This window comes from Curtobacterium sp. MCBD17_030 (assembly GCF_003224255.1).
In the GTDB taxonomy this organism is placed as follows: Bacteria; Actinomycetota; Actinomycetes; order Actinomycetales; family Microbacteriaceae; genus Curtobacterium.
Genome location: NZ_QKLI01000007.1, coordinates 55974 through 75040, shown reverse-complemented (window position 1 = coordinate 75040; position 19067 = coordinate 55974). Strand labels below are relative to the sequence as shown.

Annotated in this window: 20 protein-coding genes; 5 read left to right on the top strand and 15 right to left on the bottom strand. The window is 72.2% G+C overall.

What is annotated here, in order from left to right; all coding sequences use genetic code 11:
- Window positions 1–171: 171 nt before the first annotated feature.
- Window positions 172–684 (bottom strand): methylated-DNA--[protein]-cysteine S-methyltransferase, encoded by a 513-nt coding sequence (locus DEI89_RS08750; protein ID WP_110903659.1) that lies wholly within the window; start codon window positions 682–684, stop codon window positions 172–174.
- Window positions 681–2294, bottom strand: a complete 1614-nt coding sequence (locus tag DEI89_RS08745; protein WP_110903658.1) for a DNA-3-methyladenine glycosylase 2 family protein — start codon at window positions 2292–2294, stop codon at window positions 681–683. The genes DEI89_RS08750 and DEI89_RS08745 overlap by 4 nt, the downstream gene beginning before the upstream one ends.
- 104 nt (window positions 2295–2398) lie before the next feature.
- On the opposite strand from DEI89_RS08745, the gene DEI89_RS08740 reads away from it, so the two are divergent.
- The gene (locus tag DEI89_RS08740; RefSeq protein WP_110903657.1) at window positions 2399–2959 is read left to right on the top strand and encodes a molybdenum cofactor biosysynthesis protein; all 561 of its coding nucleotides are present in this window, start codon (window positions 2399–2401) and stop codon (window positions 2957–2959) included.
- 83 nt (window positions 2960–3042) lie between these two features.
- Here the strand turns inward: DEI89_RS08740 and DEI89_RS08735 are convergent, their stop codons facing one another.
- From DEI89_RS08735 to folE, 5 genes are all read right to left on the bottom strand, one after another.
- The gene (locus DEI89_RS08735) at window positions 3043–3591 is read right to left on the bottom strand and encodes a type 1 glutamine amidotransferase domain-containing protein (protein ID WP_110903656.1); all 549 of its coding nucleotides are present in this window, start codon (window positions 3589–3591) and stop codon (window positions 3043–3045) included.
- A gap of 134 nt (window positions 3592–3725) precedes the next feature.
- Window positions 3726–4382 carry an HAD-IA family hydrolase gene (locus DEI89_RS08730; RefSeq protein ID WP_110903655.1) on the bottom strand — a complete coding sequence of 219 codons (657 nt, stop codon included), beginning with the start codon at window positions 4380–4382 and terminating at the stop codon, window positions 3726–3728.
- 30 nt (window positions 4383–4412) lie between these two features.
- On the bottom strand, window positions 4413–5159 hold the full coding sequence (locus tag DEI89_RS08725) for a pyrimidine reductase family protein (RefSeq protein WP_110903654.1): 747 nt from the start codon (window positions 5157–5159) through the stop codon (window positions 4413–4415).
- Window positions 5156–6097, bottom strand: a complete 942-nt coding sequence (gene folP / locus DEI89_RS08720; protein WP_110903653.1) for a dihydropteroate synthase — start codon at window positions 6095–6097, stop codon at window positions 5156–5158. Before folP ends, DEI89_RS08725 begins: the two co-directional genes overlap by 4 nt.
- Entirely contained in the window at window positions 6097–6699 is a 603-nt protein-coding gene (gene folE / locus DEI89_RS08715; protein ID WP_110903707.1) for a GTP cyclohydrolase I, read from the bottom strand. Before folE ends, folP begins: the two co-directional genes overlap by 1 nt.
- A gap of 154 nt (window positions 6700–6853) precedes the next feature.
- On the opposite strand from folE, the gene DEI89_RS08710 reads away from it, so the two are divergent.
- Complete coding sequence (locus tag DEI89_RS08710) at window positions 6854–8323, top strand: NCS2 family permease (protein WP_110903652.1); 1470 nt, start codon at window positions 6854–6856, stop codon at window positions 8321–8323.
- Between the two features lie 103 nt (window positions 8324–8426).
- Here the strand turns inward: DEI89_RS08710 and DEI89_RS08705 are convergent, their stop codons facing one another.
- Window positions 8427–8882, bottom strand: coding sequence for a hypothetical protein (locus tag DEI89_RS08705; RefSeq protein WP_110903651.1), 456 nt, complete (start codon window positions 8880–8882; stop codon window positions 8427–8429).
- 132 nt (window positions 8883–9014) lie between these two features.
- On the opposite strand from DEI89_RS08705, the gene DEI89_RS08700 reads away from it, so the two are divergent.
- Complete coding sequence (locus DEI89_RS08700) at window positions 9015–9278, top strand: hypothetical protein (RefSeq protein ID WP_110903650.1); 264 nt, start codon at window positions 9015–9017, stop codon at window positions 9276–9278.
- Between the two features lie 62 nt (window positions 9279–9340).
- Window positions 9341–9862, top strand: coding sequence for a DUF1697 domain-containing protein (locus DEI89_RS08695; RefSeq protein WP_110903706.1), 522 nt, complete (start codon window positions 9341–9343; stop codon window positions 9860–9862).
- 21 nt (window positions 9863–9883) lie between these two features.
- Here DEI89_RS08695 and DEI89_RS08690 read toward each other — a convergent pair whose 3' ends face one another.
- The 3 genes from DEI89_RS08690 to DEI89_RS08680 form a co-directional block, all read right to left on the bottom strand.
- Window positions 9884–10651, bottom strand: coding sequence for an SDR family NAD(P)-dependent oxidoreductase (locus tag DEI89_RS08690; RefSeq protein WP_110903649.1), 768 nt, complete (start codon window positions 10649–10651; stop codon window positions 9884–9886).
- A gap of 145 nt (window positions 10652–10796) precedes the next feature.
- Window positions 10797–13304 (bottom strand): glycoside hydrolase family 65 protein, encoded by a 2508-nt coding sequence (locus DEI89_RS08685; protein ID WP_110903648.1) that lies wholly within the window; start codon window positions 13302–13304, stop codon window positions 10797–10799.
- Window positions 13301–14071, bottom strand: coding sequence for an HAD family phosphatase (locus DEI89_RS08680; protein ID WP_110903647.1), 771 nt, complete (start codon window positions 14069–14071; stop codon window positions 13301–13303). Before DEI89_RS08680 ends, DEI89_RS08685 begins: the two co-directional genes overlap by 4 nt.
- Window positions 14072–14229: 158 nt before the next feature.
- On the opposite strand from DEI89_RS08680, the gene DEI89_RS08675 reads away from it, so the two are divergent.
- Window positions 14230–15582 (top strand): APC family permease, encoded by a 1353-nt coding sequence (locus DEI89_RS08675; protein WP_110903646.1) that lies wholly within the window; start codon window positions 14230–14232, stop codon window positions 15580–15582.
- 128 nt (window positions 15583–15710) lie between these two features.
- Here the strand turns inward: DEI89_RS08675 and DEI89_RS08670 are convergent, their stop codons facing one another.
- The 4 genes from DEI89_RS08670 to DEI89_RS08655 form a co-directional block, all read right to left on the bottom strand.
- A complete protein-coding gene (locus DEI89_RS08670; RefSeq protein WP_110903645.1) occupies window positions 15711–16343 on the bottom strand; it encodes a PepSY domain-containing protein in 633 nt (210 codons plus the stop codon).
- 79 nt (window positions 16344–16422) lie between these two features.
- Window positions 16423–17769: a HAMP domain-containing sensor histidine kinase gene (locus DEI89_RS08665; protein ID WP_258366179.1), complete on the bottom strand. Its 1347-nt coding sequence runs from the start codon at window positions 17767–17769 to the stop codon at window positions 16423–16425.
- Complete coding sequence (locus tag DEI89_RS08660; protein WP_110903644.1) at window positions 17762–18439, bottom strand: response regulator transcription factor; 678 nt, start codon at window positions 18437–18439, stop codon at window positions 17762–17764. The genes DEI89_RS08665 and DEI89_RS08660 overlap by 8 nt, the downstream gene beginning before the upstream one ends.
- Window positions 18440–18599: 160 nt before the next feature.
- A complete protein-coding gene (locus DEI89_RS08655; protein WP_146236721.1) occupies window positions 18600–19067 on the bottom strand; it encodes a hypothetical protein in 468 nt (155 codons plus the stop codon).

Below are 19067 nucleotides of genomic sequence, written 5' to 3'. Positions count from 1 at the left end.
CCGCACCTCGAGGTGCCGCACGCATCGCGCTCGACGCTGCTCTCGGTCCACGGTGTCCGTGGGCCACGCCGTCGTCGCGAGTCTGACAGGCCCCGGGCTCCGCGTCACCACCCACGTCCTGGGGGAGCGCTTGGTGCTCGCTGTGAACGCGTCACCTGTCCGAGGGGCCGCTCAGACGAGGGCGTCGGCGGCCACGGACTCGCGTTCGAGCAGGGCCCGTTTGACGTCGAGTCCCCAGGCGAACCCGCCGAGCGACCCGTCGGAGCGCAGGACCCGGTGACAGGGGACGAACAGGGCGGGGGCGTTCCGGGCGCAGACACTGGCGGCAGCGCGGACCGCATCGGGGCGTCCCATCGCACTGGCGAAGGCCGTGTACGTCAGGGTCGACCCGGCGGGGATGTCCCGCAGTCGTCGCCAGCCCTCGGTGAAGAGCTCGGTGCCGACCTGGTGGACGGGGACCTGCATGGCGTGCTCGGGCTCTCCCGCGTAGTAGGCGTCCACGGCGTCGGCAGCGCGGACCTGCCCGTCGAGGACCCGGGTCGGGCGGTGCCGTTCGGCGAGGCGCGCGAGGATCCGGTCGGGGTCGGCGGTCCACCCCGAGGAGAGGACCCGCCCGCGGTCGTCCTCGAGCACGGTGAAGGGCCCGTCGGGGGTGGAGAGGGTGGTGAGGACGGCGTCGTTCATCGGAGTTCCTTCCCGGGGTTCGTGGAGGTCGCTGCGGCCCGGTCCATCGCGCGATCGATGATCGGCCGCCAGCAGTGCATCGTGAGGTAGCTCCGCCAGGGGGCCACCCGTTCCGACCATAGGGAGAGTGCGCGCGCCGTCCCGGGCAGCCCGAGTTCCTGTGCACCGTTCCGCACGGCGAGGTCGCTGTGCAGGAAGAGATCGGGGTGGTGGCGGACCCGGAGTGCGACGTAGTCGGCCGTCCACGGCCCGATGCCCTTCACGGCGAGCAGGCCGGAGCGGAGTTCCTCGAGCGACTGTCCGCCGTGGACCACGAGGCTGCCGTCGGCGAGCGCCACCGCGACGCGCATGATCGTGTCGACACGGGCTGCGGGGCCGCGGAGGACCTCCCGCCCGCGCTCGGCGACCACCGCGGCTCGGGGGAACAGCCGCACGAGGGACTCATCGCGATCGGAGGCACCCGGCCCCTCGACGACACCCGGCACGAGGCCCGCCGCCACCCGCTCCCCCAACGCCGCGACGAGCCGCGTCTGCGCCGTCCGGGCCGCCGCGACGGACACCTGCTGCCCGATGAGGGTACGGAACACCACCTCGTGCGGGTCCACCGCCCCCGGCAGCCGCATGCCGGGCACTCGTGCGACCGCCGGTGCGAGCTCGGGCACCGCTGCGAGGGCGGTGTCCACCGCCACCGGATCGGCGTCGAGGTCGAACAGCGCCCGCACCCGGGCCACGAGGGTCGGCAGGTCGGACAGGTCGGTGAGCCGGACGAGCAGGTCCAGTCCGGTCCGCACCCGGCCGACACGAGCACCGGACCCGGCCGTGTCGGCACCCGCAGCCGTCGCGCGGAACCAGCCCGGGCCTCCCGGCAGGTCCAGCACCCGCCCGTAGGAGGCGACCCGCCCCGCCGCGTCGAACCCGACCTGTTCCATGCCGGCGAGGGCGTGCAGCGCATGCCACTCGAGGAGCCCCTGCACGTCGAACGGCGGGCGCGCCGGCAGGTGCACGTGCAGCGCACCGTCACCACCCGGTGCGGTCCGTCGTCGGGCACGCAACTCGGTGGGTGTGAGCGCGAAGACCTCGCGCACGGTGTCGTTGAACTGGCGGATGCTCGCGAAGCCGGCGGCGAAGGCGACGTCCGCGATCGGCAGGTCCGACGAGGTGAGCAGGGTCCGCGCGGTCTGCGCCCGGTGCGCGCGGCTCAGGGCCTTCGGGCCGGCGCCGAGCTCGTCGGTCATGATCCGGTTGAGCTGCCGCTCCGAGTAGCCGACGCGCCCCGCGAGGCCGGGGACGCCCTCCCGCTCCACGACACCGTCGAGGACCAGGCGCATCGCACGGGCGGCGACGTCCTCACGGAGGTCCCACTCCGGGCTGCCGGGGGTCGCCTCGGGCAGGCAGCGGCGGCAGGCGCGGAACCCCGCGAGGTGCGCGGCGGCGCTCGTCCGGTAGAAGGTGACGCCCGTCGAGCGGGGTGTGCGGGCGGGGCAGCTCGGGCGGCAGTAGATGCCGGTCGAGTGCACGGCCGTGACGAACTGCCCGTCGAACCGGGCATCCCGTGACGCCGCGATCCGGTACCGCTCGTCGTGCAGCGCCTCCGCTCCGGTGGTGGTCATGTGGTCAGCCTGACATGCGCCGACGACAGCGGACTGGCGGGAATCGGACGTCGCAGCACCGCGGATGGACGGGCCGGCCGGGAGGCACGGCTAGCGTCGTCCGCATGGCTCCCGTCGTCGACCCGGTCGCCTCCGTCGCGCTGCCGCATGCCCGCGACGTCGAGGTGACGATGCTGCTGGTCTCCCGACGGCACCGCTACGAGGGGCGTCCCGCGGACGGCGCGTCACCGGCCGACGGGGAGGAGCTCCGCGACCGCGTCGAACTGCGCGCCGGACTCGGCATCGTCGGTGACCGCTACTTCGCCGCCCGGGCGCACGTGCACGCCTCGGTGACCCTGATCGGAGTGGCGGGCCTCGAGGCGGTCGGACGCGGACTCGGGGTGTCGATCGACCCGGCGGCGACCCGGCGGAACGTGTTCCTGCGCGGCGTCGACGTCGAGGCGCTGCGGGGCGAGCCGTTCTCCCTGGACTCCGGCGACGGCCCGGTCCTGTTCCGCGGGTACCGGCCGGCGAACCCGTGCGCGTGGATGGACACCGAGGTGGCTCCGGGAGCGTTCCGGGCGATGCGCGGGCGTGGCGGGGTGCGGTGCGACCCGGAGTCCGACGGGGTGCTCACCCTCGGTCCCGCGGTGCTGCGCACGGCACTTGCGGTCCCCGTCGCCTGACCGCTCCGCGGAACGCAACGCGGGCGGCACCACGCCACGGAGTACCGCTGCGCGCTGCCGCCCAGGTTGCGTGTTGCGAGGGGTCAGGCGAGCGCGGCCTGGATCGCGTCCACGAACGCCGGCAGGTCGCCGGGGTTCCGCGAGGTGATGATCGTGCTGCCGGTCTCGTCGACCTGGACCTCCTGGTCGACCCACTCGGCACCGGCGTTGCGGACGTCCGTCTGCAGCGACGGGAACGAGGTGATCGCGCGACCCGGCAGGACACCGGCCTCGACGAGGGTCCACGGGCCGTGGCAGATCGCCGCGATCGGCTTGCCGGCCTCGACGAACGCCTTGACGAGGTCGATCGCGGTGGGCTCCTGGCGGATCGTGTCGGCGTTGATCGTGCCGCCGGGGACGACGAGTGCGTCGAAGTCGCCCGCTGCGACGCCGTCGAGGGTGGTGTCCGAGTCGACGCTCTTGCCCGGGTCCTTGTCACCGACCAGGGTCTGGATCGGGCCGGACTCCTTCGCGGCGACGGTCACGGTGGCCCCGCGCTCCCGGAGCTGCTCGGTGGGGACGACGATCTCGTCCTGCTCCACGCCGTAGTTCGTCGCGATGACGAGGATCTTCTTGCCGTCGAGGGCTGCCATGGTCACTCCTTCCGCAGACCGGGGTCTCCGGCTGCGCACACCACGGTCGTCGGAGCCCGCTGGGTGCGTTCGCAGTGCGCAGGGGGCGTCGACCCGGAGTGCGCGGAGCACCCCCCACGGCGCTCCCGCTGAGCTCAGCCGCGGATGCGGAACCCGTCGCCCTCGGCCGTCACGGTGACCCCGTCGTACCCGGTGATCCGCACCAGGTCCGCCGGCAGGTCGGCGGGGGCGAGCGGCCCGACGGCGACGGTCGTCGCACCGGAGGCGAGCGCAGCCTCCAGTCCGGCGGGGGCGTCCTCGAAGGCCAGGCAGTCCTCGGCCGCGACCCCGAGCAGGGCCGCACCGCGGAGGTAGCCGTCCGGGTGCGGCTTGCCGAGCTCGACGTCGTCGGCGGCGACCACGGCGTCGGGGATGGGCACGTCGGCGGCGCGCATCCGGTTCACGGCGAGGTCCCGCGGGGCGCTGGTGACCAGCGCGACGGGCACGCCGGCGGCGAGCAGTCGGCGGACGAAGGCGCCGGCACCCGGGACCTCGATGATGCCCTCGGTGTTCTCGACCTCGTCGTTGACGAGTTCGAGTGCGACCCGACGCTGCTCGTCGGGTGCGAGGTCGGGCAGGAAGTGCCGGATCGTGTCGATCGTCTGCCGGCCGTGCGAGAAGCCGAGGATCGTCTGCGGGTCGAGGTCGTGGTCGGCGCCGAAGCGACCCCACGCACCCTCGACGATGGCGGTCGAGTCGACGAGCGTCCCGTCCATGTCGAACAGGACCCCGGACACCACGACGTCGATCACGGTGCCGACCCTACCTGCCGCCCGCCGCCGTCATCGCGCACGGACGTACCGCGTCAGCAGCACGTCCCCGGCCCCGTGCAGCACGTGCGCGAGCCGCATCGACCGCAGCTCCGGCGACGACCCGTGCACGATGCGTCCCCCCTCGCCGCCCTCGAGGGACGGGTCGATCGACAGGCACAGCTCGTCGACCAGGTCCGCCGCCACCAGGGCACCGAGGAACGACGGCCCGCCCTCGCAGTGGATGGTCGGCAGGCCCCGGTCGACCAGGGCGGCCCGGACCTGGGCCGGGTCGACGGAGTCCTCGCCGCAGGACACCACGTCCGCGACGGCCTCGAGCGCCTGTCGCCGCGAGGGGTCCGCGGACGCCGAGGTCAGGACGACCGGCCGGACCGGCGCCTCGGTGAACACCCGCGATGCCGGGTCGAGGCCGAGTGACCCCGTCACGATCGCGAACACCGGGTGGTCGGACAGGCCGTGCTCCCGGCGCCAGGCGACGTCGGCGTCGTGCAGCACCATCGGCCCGTACCCCTCGTCGCGGACGGTGCCCGCTGCGACCAGGACGACGTCGGCGACCCGGCGCAGCAGGTCGAACACGCGCAGGTCGTCGTCCCCGCCCAGCGAGCCGGACTTCCCGGAGGCGGTCGAGGAGCCGTCGAGGGAGCTGACGAAGTTGACGCGGAGCCAGCCGCCGTCCGCGGTGCCCTCCGCACCGTCGGTGTAGACGTCGAGCAGCTCGTCGTCGGACAGGTCGGCGATCGGGTCGGGCAGGTGCGTCACGTGTTGTGCCTCGCTTCCAGGGGCGCTCGCCAGCCGAGGACGGTCTCGACCATGCGCATCGCGTCGACGGACGCGACGACATCGTGCATCCGGACGATCCGCGCCCCGAGCATCGCGCTCATGGTCGCCGCGGCCAGCGACCCGGGCAGCCGCTCCCCGCGCGGCCGGCCGAGGCTCTCCCCCACGAAGTCCTTGTTCGACACCGCGGCGAGGACCGGGTAGCCGAGGGCGACGACCTCCGGCAGACGCCGGGTCAGCTCGAGCGTGTGCACGGTCGTCTTGTTGAGGTCGTGCCCGGGGTCGATGATGATCCGGTCCTCGGGGATGCCCGCCTCGAGCGCCCGGTCGACACGGAGCCGCAGGAAGGCCGCGACCTCGCCCGCCACGTCGGCGTACTGCGGCTTCGGGTACTCCTGCCGGGGCGCCGCGAGCGAGTGTGTGATGACGATCGTCGCGTCCGAGTCCGCGACGACGGCGGCCATCCGCGGGTCGGCCAGGCCGGTGGTGTCGTTGACGACGCTGGCACCGGCGGCGATCGCGGCGGCCGCGACCTCGGGTCGGAAGGTGTCGACGCTGATCGTCACGTCGGACTGCTCGGCGACCTGCTCGACGACCGGGAGGACGCGCTCGATCTCGTCGGCCGCGGACAGCTCCGGCCCGGGGGCGAACTTCACCCCGCCGATGTCGACCCAGTCGGCGCCCTGCTCGGCGGCCGTGACCGCGGCTTGGACCGCACGGTCCAGGGCGAACGTGCGGCCCTCGTCGTGGAACGAGTCCGGCGTGCGGTTCACGATCGCCATCACGGCGATGCGGTGGTCGAAGTCGAAGGTGCGGCGGCCGATGGTCCGGATCGGCTGGCCCAGGTCCGGGACCACCCACCCGGGTCCGGTCGCGCCGGCCGCACCGGACTGGAGGCCCGCACCGAGTCCGACGCGCATCAGCCGTCCGCCCCGGCGGCTCTGGCTCCAGCTGCGGGCCCGGCCCCGATGAGGGCGATCGCCTCGGCACGCCCGGCCGCGTCGGCGAGGATCCCGCTCGCCGCGACGGTGACGGTCGTGGAACTCGTCTGCCGTTCACCCCGGGTCGTCACGCACTGGTGCTGGGCGTCGAGCACCACGAGGACACCCCGTGCCTCGAGGCCGTCCTGCACCGCGGCGACGATCTGCTCGCCGAGGCGCTCCTGCAGCTGCGGACGGGAGGCCAACGCCTCCACCACCCGCGCCAGCGTCCCCAGGCCGATCAGTCGTTCGCCCGGTGCGTACGCCAGGTGGGCCGTGCCGAGGAAGGGGAGCAGGTGGTGCTCGCACACCGAGCGGAACAGGACGTCGCGGACGATCACCAGGTCACCGCGTTCGCCGTCACCGGCGGGCACCGTGCCGTCCCGGGCGATCTGCGTCGCGTCCTGGTCGAGCCCGGCGAAGAACTCCGTGTACGCGTCCGCGACCCGTTGCGGGGTCCGCTCCAGTCCGGGTCGGTCGGGGTCTTCGCCGATGCCCGCCAGCAGCTCTCGCACGGCGGCCTCGACACGGGCACGGTCCATGCGCTGGGTCACCCGCTCATCCAACACCGCCGAGCGGCAGTGCAACTGACCACGGAACGCGGTGCCGTACCCCGATCAGCAGGATCGGGCCTCCAGGACGGCTACCCTGCCGCCCCGACGTGCCCGCGGTCCCAGGTTCCTTTAAACTCCCCCGGTGAGCGCCCCGCAGACATCCAGCCCGCCCCGGAACCGCGTCGCATCCGGCCTCGACCGCTTCTTCTCGGTCACGAAGCGCGGATCGACCATCCCCCGCGAGATCCGTGGTGGTCTCGTCTCCTTCGTGACGATGGCCTACATCGTCATCCTCAACCCGCTCATCCTCGGCGGGTTCAGCGCCGACCAGGCCGCCAAGGACGTCAGCGGCGGGTGGCTCGAGAACGCTCAGGTGGCCGCGGCCACCGGCCTCGTCGCCGGGCTGATGACCATCGCGATGGGCCTCGTCGCGAACCTGCCGTTCGGCATCGCGGCGGGCCTCGGGATCAACTCGTTCCTCGCCGTCAGCGTCGTACACCAGGTGACGTGGGCCGAGGCGATGGGCCTCGTCGTCATCAACGGCGTGATCATCGTGATCCTGGCGTTGACCGGCATCCGGACGATGATCTTCACGGCGGTGCCCGCGCAACTCAAGGCCGCGATAACGGTCGGCATCGGCCTGTTCATCGCGTTCATCGGGCTCGTCGACTCCGGCTTCGTGCGGTCCTCCGGGCTCGCGTCGCCACCGCTGCAGCTCGGCGAGGACGGTTCCGTCGGCGCCCTGCCGACGATCGTGTTCCTGATCGGCCTCGTCATCATCGGCACGCTCATGGCCCGCCGGGTCAAGGGCGCACTGCTCATCGGCATCATCGCGACGACGGTCATCGCGGTCATCCTGCAGGCCGTGTTCCACGTGCCGACCTCGGTCGACTCGAAGACCGGCTGGAACCTCAACGCTCCCGGCCTGCCGAGCGCGCTGTTCGCCCTGCCCGACCTGTCCTTGGTCGGTCAGTTCGACTTCGGCGCCTTCGCCCGGATCGGTCCGCTCGCCGCGTCGATGCTCGTCTTCACGCTGGTCTTCACGAACTTCTTCGACGCCATGGGCACGATGACCGGCCTGGCGAAGGCAGCCGGGGTCGCGGAGAAGGACGGCACGTTCCCCCGTCTCCGTGCGGCGCTCGTCGTCGAGGGTGCCGGGGCGATCGCCGGTGGTGGCGCCTCGGTGTCGTCGAACACCGTGTTCATCGACTCCGCCGCCGGCATCGGTGAGGGCGCCCGGACCGGCATGGCCTCGGTCGTCACCGGTCTGCTGTTCCTGGCGTCGATGTTCCTGACCCCGCTGACGCAGGTCGTCCCGCTCGAGGTCGCTGCCGCCGGGCTCGTCGTCGTCGGTGCGCTCATGGTGGCGCAGGTCGCCGACATCGACTGGACCGACTTTGGGTCGGCACTGCCGGCGTTCCTGACCATCGTCGTGATGCCGCTGACGTACTCGATCGCGAACGGCATCGGCGCCGGCTTCATCAGCTGGGTGCTCATCAAGGCGCTGTCCGGCAAGGGCCGACAGGTCTCGTGGCTGCTCTACGTCGTCGCCGCCGGCTTCCTGCTCTACTTCGCACGCGGTCCGCTGGAGGCCTTGCTCGGCGTCGGCTGACCCGCCCCGCTGAACGCAACGTGGGCGGTTGCTCGCAACGGTATCCCGTGGCGAGCAACCGCCCACGTTGCGTTCCGCGGAGGGGACGGACGGGAGGCCAGGATCAGTCCGGCAGGTCGGCCGGCGTCGCCTCGTGGTGGGGCTGGGCCGGCGTGCGCCGGTCCTCCTTCATGCCCGCCTCGAACAGGTGGCGCTTGCCGCCGACGAGCTGCTCGCGCGCGGTCCGCTCGAGCTCCTTCGCGGTCGCGTAGTAGCCGTCGTCGTAGTCCTCGACGATCTGGAACGTCCACCGCCCGGCGATGACGTTGCGGCCGACGAGCTCGGTGTCGATGCGCTCCGCGAGTTCGGTGTGCCCGGCCTTCCGCAGCTGCTCCACCGCCTCGCCGATGTTCAGGTCGGCGGTGCCGGTCAGCCGGTGGAACCCGTAGAGCAGGCCGCGAGCGTGCTCGATGACCTCGATCGCTGCAGAGAGGCTACCGAGGGCCTCCACCGTCGCTTCGGAGACCCCCTCCGGGACCTGGTGTGCGGCGTCGGGACCCTGGGTGTCGTCGTTCGTCATGATGCCCGTCTACACGACCGGCCCTCGACTGTCCCGCCGTACTCCGGCGGACGAACACGGCGCGCCGGGCCGCTTGCAGGTGTCGGACGGTCGACCTAGCATTCGAACACACGTTCGAACGAGGAGGCCCTGATGATGATCGTCGACACCGCTGTCACCGTGTGGTGGACCGGCGGCGCGCCCGTCCGACTGGTCTGGCTCGGGCGACGCTGGCGGGTCTCCGACGTCCCGACACGGCTGACCACGACCCCGGCCGACCTGCCCACCGCCATCACCCACGCGCCGGAGCGCACGGCCGGTTGGCGCTTCCAGGCCACCGCGGAGGACGGGGAGACCCTGGTGGTCGACATCGTGCCAGAGGGTGGCGGCTGGACCGTCGCCCGGACCTGGACGTGAGCAGCGCGGACGCGGCCACGACCCGCGTGGACCCGGTCACCGACGCGCGCTACGGTCACGACATGACGAACTGGATCGCCCTGCTGCGCGGGGTCAACGTGAACGGCATCACGATCCGGAGCGCCGACCTCGCTGAGCTGTTCCGTGGCCTCGGGTACACGGACGTCCGGACGGTCCTCGCTTCGGGCAACGTCGTATTCACCACCGCCGACCCGGTCGATCCCGCGGTGCTGCGGTCCTCGATCGAGCAGGCACTCCGCGACCGCTTCGGGTACGACGCCTGGATCGTGCTCGTCCGCCACGACTCCCTGGCCGACCTCGTCGCGGGGTTCCCCTTCGCGTCGACGGCCGACCGCCATGACTACGTCCTGTTCGCCTCCGAGCCCGTCGCACTCGACGACCTGCTCGCCGGGCTCGACCACGACCCGGCGATCGAGCAGGTCGCCCGGGGCGACGGCGTCGTCTACTGGTCGTGCCCGAAGGGGTCGAGCACGACGACCCCCTTCGCGAAGCGCGCCGGTGCCGGCCGCTTCAAGCGCACGACGACAGCCCGCAACACGAACACGCTCCGCAAGCTCCTCTGACCGGAGCAGCCAGCGCCGACGTCAGGCCTGCGCCGGCTGCCCGTTGCTCGCCATCGTGCCGCCGTCGACCGGCAGGATCGCCCCGGTGATGAACGACGCCTCGTCGCTGGCCAGGAAGAGCACCGCCGCCGCGACCTCCTCCGAACGGCCCCCGCGGCCGAGGGCGATGCGCTCCGAGAACTCCCGCTTGAGCTCCTCGTCCTCCGCCTGCGACTGCGTCAGGTCCGTCCAGATCAGGCCGGGTGCGACGGCGTTCACCCGGACACCGAACCCGCCGTTGTCCAGGGCAGCAGCCTTCGTGAAGTTCGAGACGCCGCCCTTCGCCGCGTTGTAGGGACTCATCCGCCAGTCCGCGGCCTCGCCGGACACCGACGAGGTGTTCACGATCGAGCCCTTCGTCTCCCGCAGGAACGGCAGCGCGACCCGGGTGCCGTAGAACACGCTCGACAGGTCGGTCTCGACCACCCGGCGCCACTCGTCCGGTGAGATGTCGGTGATGTCGCCCGAGGTGAACGTGCCGGCGTTGTTCACGAGCACGTCCAACCGGTCCCAGCGGTCGATCGCCGCGTCGACGACGGTCTGCCACGCGTCGGGGTCGGCGACGTCGGCCTGCAGCCACAGCGCCTGGGCGGTCGGCAGCGAGTCGGCGACGTCGCGGACCTTCTCCTCGACGCTGTCGACCAGGACGACGCCGGCGCCCTCCGCGACGAACGCACGCGCGGTGGCCTCACCGATGCCGGACCCCGCGCCCGTGACGATCGCGACCTTGCCCTCGAACCGCTTGCCCATGGTGTTTCCTCCCGCGTCGGTGGTCCCCGTGGAGGGACGCCGTCGGCCCGGAGGACACGGGAGACCACGGTGCCCGCCGCGCCCTGGACGGTGGTCCAGGCGGGGCGGGCACCGGGGCGGACGGAGGACGGGCCTCCTGGCCGGGTCAGGCCGTGGTGTCCTCGTCCTCCATGTCGCGTTCGAGCGAGATCGTCGGGATGGAGGCGGTGATCACCGAGCCGTCGGCACGGAGCGTCCCCTGGATGTCACTGGTGGTCGGCGCGTGGCCGGCCATCCGCGGTCCCTGGTGTGGCAGCGGCACGACGGTCGGTTCGCCGGGACGCACCTCGACCTGCTGGTTGTGGACCCACGCGTCGAGGCCGGCGCCGGTCTCGACCGTGAAGGTGAGCGCCTCCTGCTCGAGGTCGACCCGTACCCGCGAGCCGTTGACCGTGATGCGGTACGTCAGGCGGTCCCAGTCGGTCGGCAGGCGCGGGTTGAAGGTCAACCGTCCGCCGTGGTCGCGCATGCCGCCGAAGCCGTTGACGAGCGCACCCCAGATGCCACCCGTGGACGCGATGTGCACGCCGTCCGTGGTGTTGCCGTGCAGGTCGGCGAGGTCGACGTAGAGCGCGGTCTGGAAGTACTGACCGGCGAGCTCGTGGTAGCCCACCTCGGCCGCCATGATCGACTGCACGACCGCGGACAGCGTGGAGTCGCCGGTGGTCAGGGCGTCGTAGTAATCGAAGTCGCGGCGTTTCTCGGCGGGCGTGAACTCGTGGCCCTGCAGGAACAGGGCGAGCACGACGTCCGCCTGCTTGAGCACCTGGAACCGGTAGATGACCAGCGGGTGGTAGTGCAGCAGCAGCGGACGCTTCGACTCCGGCGTGCGCTCGAGGTCCCACAGTTCCTTGTCGAGGAACTGGGCGTCCTGCGGGTGGATGCCACGGTGCGGGTCGAAGGGGATCTCCATCGACTCGGCGGCGCGCTCCCAGTTCACGACCTCGTCCGGGTCGAGCCCGGTGCGACGGACCATGCGGGCGTACTCGTCCGGGTCGTCGACGGCCAGCTGCCGACAGGCGTTGACGGCGAACCAGAGGTTCGCCCGCGCCATCACGTTCGTGTACATGTTGTCGTCGACGACGGTCGTGTACTCGTCCGGCCCGGTGACGCCGTCGATGTGGAACTTCTGGTCGCCGTTCGAGCGCCAGAACCCCAGGTCCTCCCACAGCCGCGCGGTCTCGACGAGGATGTCGATCGCGCCACGCTTCAGGAAGTCGGTGTCGCCGGAGGCCCGCACGTACTGCATGAGCGCATGGGCGATGTCCGCGTCGATGTGGTACTGCGCGGTGCCGGCGGCGTAGTACGCGCTGGACTCCTCGCCGTTGATCGTGCGCCACGGGAACAGGGCTCCGCGCTGGTTCAGCTCGCGGGCCCGGGACCGGGCGGCGTCGAGCATGTTGTAGCGGAAGCGGAGCGCGTTCCGGGCGACGATCGGCGCCGTGTACGACAGGAACGGCAGGACGTAGATCTCCATGTCCCAGAAGTAGTGGCCGCCGTAGCCGGAGCCGGTGACGCCCTTCGCCGCGATGCCGTGGCCGTCGGTCCGGGCGGTGGCCTGCGCGAGCTGGAACAGGTTCCACCGGACGGCCTGTTGGATCTCGGGCTGACCGGCGATCTCGACGTCGCTGCGCGCCCAGTAGTCGTCGAGCCACTTGCGCTGGTCCCCGAAGACCTGCTCCACGCTCTCGTACTTCGCGCGGTCGAGGGTGCGGTCGCAGCGGTCGGCGAGTTCACGCGCCGGGACGCCGCGGGACGTGTGGTAGACGACGCTCTTGACCAGACGGATCGGCTGCCCGGCCTTCGCCTGGACCCGGTAGACGTGCTTGGCCAGGTCGTCCTCGATGCTCGAGGTCTCGTCCCAGCTGTTCTCGGTCTCCAGACGGTGCTCGACGCCGACGCAGATCGTCATGCCGGAGCTGGTGGCCTGGTAGCCGAGCAGGGAGCGCGAGCCCGCGTTCCGCTTGAGCCGCGGCTGCAGCACACGGTCGGTGAAGGACTCGGCCTTGCGCGGGTCGAACGCCGCCGCGGCCGCCTTCATGCCGGCGTGGTACTCGTCGGCGACGTCCTGGCGGTTGAGCACCTGGCTCGACAGCAGGACGGAGGCGTCGTGGTCGAGCATGGTGACCTCGTAGTCGATGACGGCGAGGTGCCGTTCGACGAAGGACACCAGGCGCCGGGAGCGGATGAGCACCCGCTTGCCGGACGGCGTCGACCACTCCGTCTCACGCAGCAGGTAGCCCCCGCGGAAGTCGAGCCGACGCGTGTGCCGCAGGATGTCCGCCTCGGACAGGACGAGCGGCTCGTCGTCGACGTACAGGCGGATGACCTTGGCGTCCGGGACGTTGATGATCGTCTGCCCGGTCTTCGCGAACCCGAACGCGGTCTCGGCGTGCCGGATCGGCCAGGTCTCGTGGAAGCCGTTGATGTACGTGCCGTACTGCACGCCGCCGCGGCCCTCGTCGAAGTTGCCGCGGAGGCCGAGGTACCCGTTGCCGACCGCGAAGTTCGTCTCGTCGACGCCCTGCTCGTCCGCGTACTCGGTCTCGATCAGCGCCCACTCGTCGACCGGGTACCGGACGCGGTCGAGGGGGTCGGAGGTGATGGGGTTCATGCGGTCTTCCGGGGGTCGACGGGAGGCAGGTCGGGGAGCAGGTCGGCGAGGTCCGTCACGACGACGTCCGCGCCGTGCTCGCGGAGGGAGTCGGCACCGGCGCCGCGGTCGACCCCGATCACGAGGCCGAACGCCCCGTTGCGGCCGGCTTCGACCCCGCTGGTGGCGTCCTCGACGACGACGCACTGCGCGGCGGTCAGGCCGAAGCGCGTCGCAGCATCCAGGTAGGTGTCGGGCGCGGGCTTGCCGGCGAGGCCGTCCGCGCGGGCGACAGCACCGTCGACGATGACGTCGAAGCGGTCGATGATGCCCGCGGTCCGGAGCACCTGCTTCGCGTTCGCGGAGCTGGACACGACGGCGACCTCGTACCCGGCGTCGATCGCCGCGGTGAGGAACCGCACCGAGCCGGGGTAGGGCGCCACACCGTGCTCCTGCAGCTCGGCGGTGAACTCCGCGTTCTTCCGGTTGCCGAGCCCACAGACCGTGTCGAGCGTCGGGTCGTCGTCCGGGGTGCCCTCGGGGAGGTCGATGCCGCGGGCCTGCAGGAGCGAGCGGACTCCGTCGTACCGGGGCTTGCCGTCGACGTACGCGAAGTAGTCCTGCTCGGTGTACGGCGCCACCCCGTGGTGGTCGAGGTAGGGCGTGAAGAGGCGGCTCCACGCTCGCATGTGCACCTCGGCCGTGGGCGTGAGGACGCCGTCCAGGTCGAAGAGGAGCGCCCGCTGGTCAGCGAGCGGTGCAGGGGTTCGCCGGTCCGACGACGTCATGGGCAGACCTTCCAGGGGAGCGGTGTCGATCACGGTTGCTGCGGGGTCAACTCTAGGACCGCTCCGCCGCGCCGGGTTCCAGGTGGGGAGCGTGCCGCGCACGTCCGGGGAGCGCGGACCTGGACCCGCGTCCAGCCGGGCCCCGGGACGCTCGCGACATGACCACTGACACCTCAGCGCCGGCGCAGGACGGGACCGGATCGAAGCTCAAGCAGGCGATCACCGGTCCCCTGCTGTTCCTGTTCATCCTCGGCGACGTGCTCGGCGCGGGCATCTACGCGCTCATGGGCACCCTGTCCAAAGACGTCGGTGGTGCGCTCTGGGCGCCGCTGGTGCTCGCCCTGCTGCTGGCGCTGCTGACCGCCGGCTCGTACGCCGAGCTCGTCACGAAGTACCCGAAGGCCGGTGGTGCCGCGGTGTTCGCGGAGCGCGCGTACAAGGTGCCGCTGGTGTCGTTCCTGGTCGGGTTCTCGATGCTCGCCGCGGGTGTCACCAGCGCCGCGGGTCTGTCGCTCGCCTTCGCCGGTGACTACCTCGGGACGTTCATCGACGTCCCGCCGGTGCCGGCCGCGATCGTGTTCCTGGCGCTCGTCGCCTGCCTCAACGCCCGCGGCATCTCGGACTCGCTGCGGAGCAACGTCGTGATGACGATCATCGAGCTCTCCGGTCTGGTCATCGTCATCGTCACGGTCGCCGTGATGATGGGCGGCGGTGGTGGTGACGTCTCGCGTGTCGGCGCGTTCCCCGCGGAGGCGAACCCAGCGCTCGCGACCCTCAGCGCCGCGATCGTCGCCTACTACTCGTTCGTCGGCTTCGAGACGTCGGCGAACGTCGCCGAAGAGGTCCGCGAACCCCGCAAGGTGTACCCGCGAGCCCTGTTCGGCTCCCTCGCCACCGCCGGGGTCGTGTACGTGCTCGTCGCGCTGGCCAGTTCGATCGCGCTGCCCGCGTCGGAGCTGTCCGACTCGAGCGGCCCGCTCCTGGCGGTCGTCGCCGCGACCGGCGTCCCGATCCCCGAGTGGGTGTTCAGCATCATCGCCCTGGTCGCCGTCGCGAACGGCGCCCTGCTCACGATGATCATGGCGAGTCGCGTCACCTACGGCATGGCCGAGCAGCGCCTGCTGCCGCGCCTGCTCGGCAAGGTCCTGCCGAACCGGAAGACCCCGTGGACGGCGATCATCGCGACGACCGTGGTCGCGATGCTCCTGACCCTGGTCGGCGACGTGGGCACGCTCGCCGAGACGGTCGTCCTGCTGCTGCTCTTCGTGTTCATCAGCACGAACATCGCGGTCCTGGTCCTCCGCAAGGACCGGGTCGAGCACGAGCACTTCCGGGTGTGGACGTTCGTGCCCGTGCTCGGCGTCGCGTCCTGCATCCTGCTGCTCACCCAGCAGAGCGGGCAGGTCTGGCTGTACGCGGCGGTGCTGCTCGCGGTCGGCGTGGTCCTGTACTTCATCGCCCGTGCCACGCGGGGTCGGGAACGCACCGACTCGGAGACGTCGGCCCGCTGACGGTGGTGGGGCGGGCCTCCCGACCGCTCTGGAGGCACGCCCCACGTCCACCACGCCGCTCGCCCGACCGCATCGCACCCCGTCCGACGCATCGGTGCAGGTCGCGGGCCCGGCTCGCGCCGGCGGGGTCAGTCGTCGGTGTCGACCGTGTTCGTGACGACCTTGCCGCTGCCGGCGTCGATGCGGACGCTGTGCGTCCTGCCGGAACCGCCGAGGACGTCGCCCTCCCAGACGACCGCGCCCGCGTGGTCGTCCAGGCCGAGCTCGGTGACGGTGCCGGAGACGGTCTTCGTCAAGGTCGAGGCGGCCTGCGCGACCGAGAGGTCGGCGGCACCGACGAACCGCTCGTTCTCCGTGACGTCCTCGGCGTCCGAGGTCTCCTTCGTCGGGCCCGCGGTGGTGCGCTGGCCGTCGGCGTCCACGTGGACCTCCTGCTCGTCGCCGTCGGAGGTGACGACGAGGACCTCCCACGAGGTACCGCCGGCCTCCTGCTCGATCGACGTCACGGTGCCGGAGCCGACGGCCTTCCGGGCGGTCCCGGCGGCGGCGATGAGGGCGTCGTTCCCGGCGGCGCTGCCGGAGGTGGAGGCGCTGGCACCGGTGCTGCCCTCGGTCGCGGCGGCTGCCGGAGCGGAGGCTGCCGGTGCGGCGTCGCGGTCGTCGTCGTCGGACGAGCAGCCGGCGAGCGCCAGGGCCCCGACGAGCGGGAGTGCGGTGAGGAGCGCGATGCGGCGGGTGGTGGTCTTCTTCGTGGTCTGCATGTGCCCACCCTGGGCAACGGGCACTGAAGCAGACCTGAAGCGACCTGGGGCGACGCCCGGACAGCCGGACGTCGCCGCTTCAGTCCTGCAGCAGCGGCAGCCGCACCGTGAACCGCGCTCCCCCGCCGGGCGCCGCCGACACCGTCACGCTGCCGCCGTGCCCGCGGACGACGGCGTCGACGATCGCGAGCCCCAGCCCGGATCCGCCGGCGTCCCGCGCCCGGCCCTCGTCGAGTCGCACGAAGCGCTCGAACACCCGGGTCCGGTCAGCCTCGGGGACGCCGTGCCCGTCGTCGTCCACGGTGAGCACCGCACCACCACCGTCGGTCCGGAGAGCGACGACGACCGCGTCCGCGGCGTGCCGGACGGCGTTGTCGACCAGGTTCCGGACCACCCGTCCGAGCAGCCGGTCGTCACCGCTGACCCGCGCGGGGGCGACACCGGACACGTCGACCCGGATGGCCGCGCCCTGCGCCGAGCGCGGTCGGGACGCCTCGGCGAACACGAGGTCGTCGAGGTCCACCGCACGGTCCCGGTCGCGTCCGCGTTCGTCGACGCGGGTGAGCAGGAGCAGCGACTCGACGAGCTCCTGCAGCCGGGCACCCTCGTCGAGCACGACGTCGGCGAGGTCCGCGGTGCCGGTGACATCCGGGTGGGCGCGGGCGACCTCGGCGTGCTGCCGGATCGTCGCGAGCGGGGAGCGGAGTTCGTGCGAGGCGTCGGAGACGAACTGCCGCTGCGCCTGCTGCGACGCCTCGAGCCGTCCGAGCATCCGGTTCATGGTCGCGGCGAGCCGGTCGACCTCGTCCCCGGACCCCGGTTCGTCGACGCGGGCGTGCAGGTTCGTGCCCTCCACGTCGTCGACCTCGCGGCGCATGCGGTCGACCGGACGGAGCGCACGGCCGACGACGAACCAGGTCACGAGCGACATCAGTGCCACGACGACCGGGACCGCGACGAGCAGCAGCACGCTGACGGTCCGGACGGCGGCGTCGGCGTCCTCGAGGGGAGCGCCGACGACCAGGACCCCCTCCCCGCCGCCCGGCAGGTCGACGTCGTCGGCGACGAGCAGCCACCGGTCGCCGTCGTGCCGGGTGCGGGACTGCTCGGCGGTGTCGAGCGGCCGGGTGGGAGTGTCGTCGGCGCGGGCCAGCACCCGGCCGTCGCCGTCCTGCAGTTGGGCCAGCACGTCGTCGTCCTCCGCCTCCACGGCGGTGGGGCCGTCGGCCTCCACCCGGGTGGCGAGGCCGTCGAGCGTCTGCTCCGCCGACGACCGGACACCGTCGGACAGCGAGCTCCGCAGGACGCCGACGAAGGCGACCGCCCCGATGACGAGGGCGACGAGGACGACGAGGGCCGCGCCTCCCGTCGCCCGCGCCCGGATGGAGACGGGTCGGCGAGGGCGACGGGGCGGGCGCTCAACCACCGTCGACGTCGAGGCGGTACCCGGCCCCGCGGACGGTCTCGATGGCGTTCCGGCCGAACGGGCGGTCGACCGTGCGGCGGAGGTGACCGACGTAGACCTCGACGATGTTCTGGTCGCCGGTGAAGTCGTCGTCCCAGACGTTGGCGATGACGTCGCGCTTCGACAGCACCTGGCCGGGGTGGCGCATGAGGTACTCGAGGACCGTGAACTCCCGGCTGGTCAGGTCGAGCAGGACGTCGCCCCGCCACACCCGTCGCTCCGCCGGGTCCAGACGCAGGTCACCGGCCTGGAGGACCGTGGGGCGTTCCCGGGACCCCCGCCGGACGAGCGCACGGAGACGCGCGACGAGCACCGGGAACGAGAACGGCTTGGTCACGTAGTCGTCGGCACCGGCGTCGAGGGCGTCGACCTGGTCCCACTCGCCGTCCTTGGCGGTGAGCATGAGCACCGGGGTCCAGTTCTCCTCGGTGCGGAGGGCCTCGCACACCTTCCAGCCGCTCATGCCGGGCATCATCAGGTCGAGGACGATGGCGTCGTAGGGGTTTTCACGGGCGTACCAGAGCGCGTCGACCCCGTCGTGGGCGACGTCGACGGCGAACCCCTCGGCCTGCAGCCCGTTGCGGATGCCCTCGGCGAGCCGCACCTCGTCGTCGACCACCAGCACGCGCATCGTCCGAGCATGGCGGGGCGGCCTGAACCGGCGCTGAAGTGGGTGGCGAGACGCCCCGGTCAGCCCGAGACGCCCTCTTGCGCTCGAGACGCCGCCAGATCTCGCGGCGTCCCGCCCGCTCGGCGGCGTCTCGACGGGACAGAGGCGTGTTGCGGCAAGGTCAGCGGCTGAGCGCCCAGGTCTCGATGCCCTGTGCCACGAGTCCGAGCCCGACCAGCACGCCGGCGGCACTGAGGACCATGGCCACCACGGGGCTCCAGCGCATCCGACGCCGGCGGGCCGACCACGCTGCGGAGGCGAACAGGACGACCATGACCGGCAGCGTCGTGAGTTGCAGCATTCCCCACACCCCACGGATGTGGTCCAACTGGTCCGGCGACGCCCCGCTGTCGGCTCCCGGCATGACACCGCCGAGCGGGACGCCCCAGGCCTCGGCATGTCGCACGACCGCGACCAGACCGGCGACCCAGAGCAGGACGCCGACGCTCGTGGCGACGGCCAGCGTGTGCGCCAGCTCACGGGACGGGCGTTCGGCCCGCTCCACCGTTCCGCGCTCGGCCCGGGGCGGCCTGGCCGTCCACCGTTCCCAGTCGTCGTCCTGCCCCCACGCATCCCACCCCGAAGTCAT

What these genes read in the sequence shown, in the direction of transcription:
- DEI89_RS08750 (WP_110903659.1), bottom strand. Translation starts at nt 684, where the DNA reads ATGAACGACGCCGTCCTCACCACCCTCTCCACCCCCGACGGGCCCTTC.
- DEI89_RS08745 (WP_110903658.1), bottom strand. Translation starts at nt 2,294, where the DNA reads ATGACCACCACCGGAGCGGAGGCGCTGCACGACGAGCGGTACCGGATC.
- DEI89_RS08740 (WP_110903657.1), top strand. Translation starts at nt 2,399, where the DNA reads ATGGCTCCCGTCGTCGACCCGGTCGCCTCCGTCGCGCTGCCGCATGCC.
- DEI89_RS08735 (WP_110903656.1), bottom strand. Translation starts at nt 3,591, where the DNA reads ATGGCAGCCCTCGACGGCAAGAAGATCCTCGTCATCGCGACGAACTAC.
- folP (WP_110903653.1), bottom strand. Translation starts at nt 6,097, where the DNA reads ATGCGCGTCGGACTCGGTGCGGGCCTCCAGTCCGGTGCGGCCGGCGCG.
- folE (WP_110903707.1), bottom strand. Translation starts at nt 6,699, where the DNA reads ATGGACCGTGCCCGTGTCGAGGCCGCCGTGCGAGAGCTGCTGGCGGGC.
- DEI89_RS08705 (WP_110903651.1), bottom strand. Translation starts at nt 8,882, where the DNA reads ATGACGAACGACGACACCCAGGGTCCCGACGCCGCACACCAGGTCCCG.
- DEI89_RS08700 (WP_110903650.1), top strand. Translation starts at nt 9,015, where the DNA reads ATGATGATCGTCGACACCGCTGTCACCGTGTGGTGGACCGGCGGCGCG.
- DEI89_RS08695 (WP_110903706.1), top strand. Translation starts at nt 9,341, where the DNA reads ATGACGAACTGGATCGCCCTGCTGCGCGGGGTCAACGTGAACGGCATC.
- DEI89_RS08690 (WP_110903649.1), bottom strand. Translation starts at nt 10,651, where the DNA reads ATGGGCAAGCGGTTCGAGGGCAAGGTCGCGATCGTCACGGGCGCGGGG.
- DEI89_RS08685 (WP_110903648.1), bottom strand. Translation starts at nt 13,304, where the DNA reads ATGAACCCCATCACCTCCGACCCCCTCGACCGCGTCCGGTACCCGGTC.
- DEI89_RS08680 (WP_110903647.1), bottom strand. Translation starts at nt 14,071, where the DNA reads ATGACGTCGTCGGACCGGCGAACCCCTGCACCGCTCGCTGACCAGCGG.
- DEI89_RS08675 (WP_110903646.1), top strand. Translation starts at nt 14,230, where the DNA reads ATGACCACTGACACCTCAGCGCCGGCGCAGGACGGGACCGGATCGAAG.
- DEI89_RS08670 (WP_110903645.1), bottom strand. Translation starts at nt 16,343, where the DNA reads ATGCAGACCACGAAGAAGACCACCACCCGCCGCATCGCGCTCCTCACC.
- DEI89_RS08660 (WP_110903644.1), bottom strand. Translation starts at nt 18,439, where the DNA reads ATGCGCGTGCTGGTGGTCGACGACGAGGTGCGGCTCGCCGAGGGCATC.
- DEI89_RS08655 (WP_146236721.1), bottom strand. Translation starts at nt 19,067, where the DNA reads ATGACTTCGGGGTGGGATGCGTGGGGGCAGGACGACGACTGGGAACGG.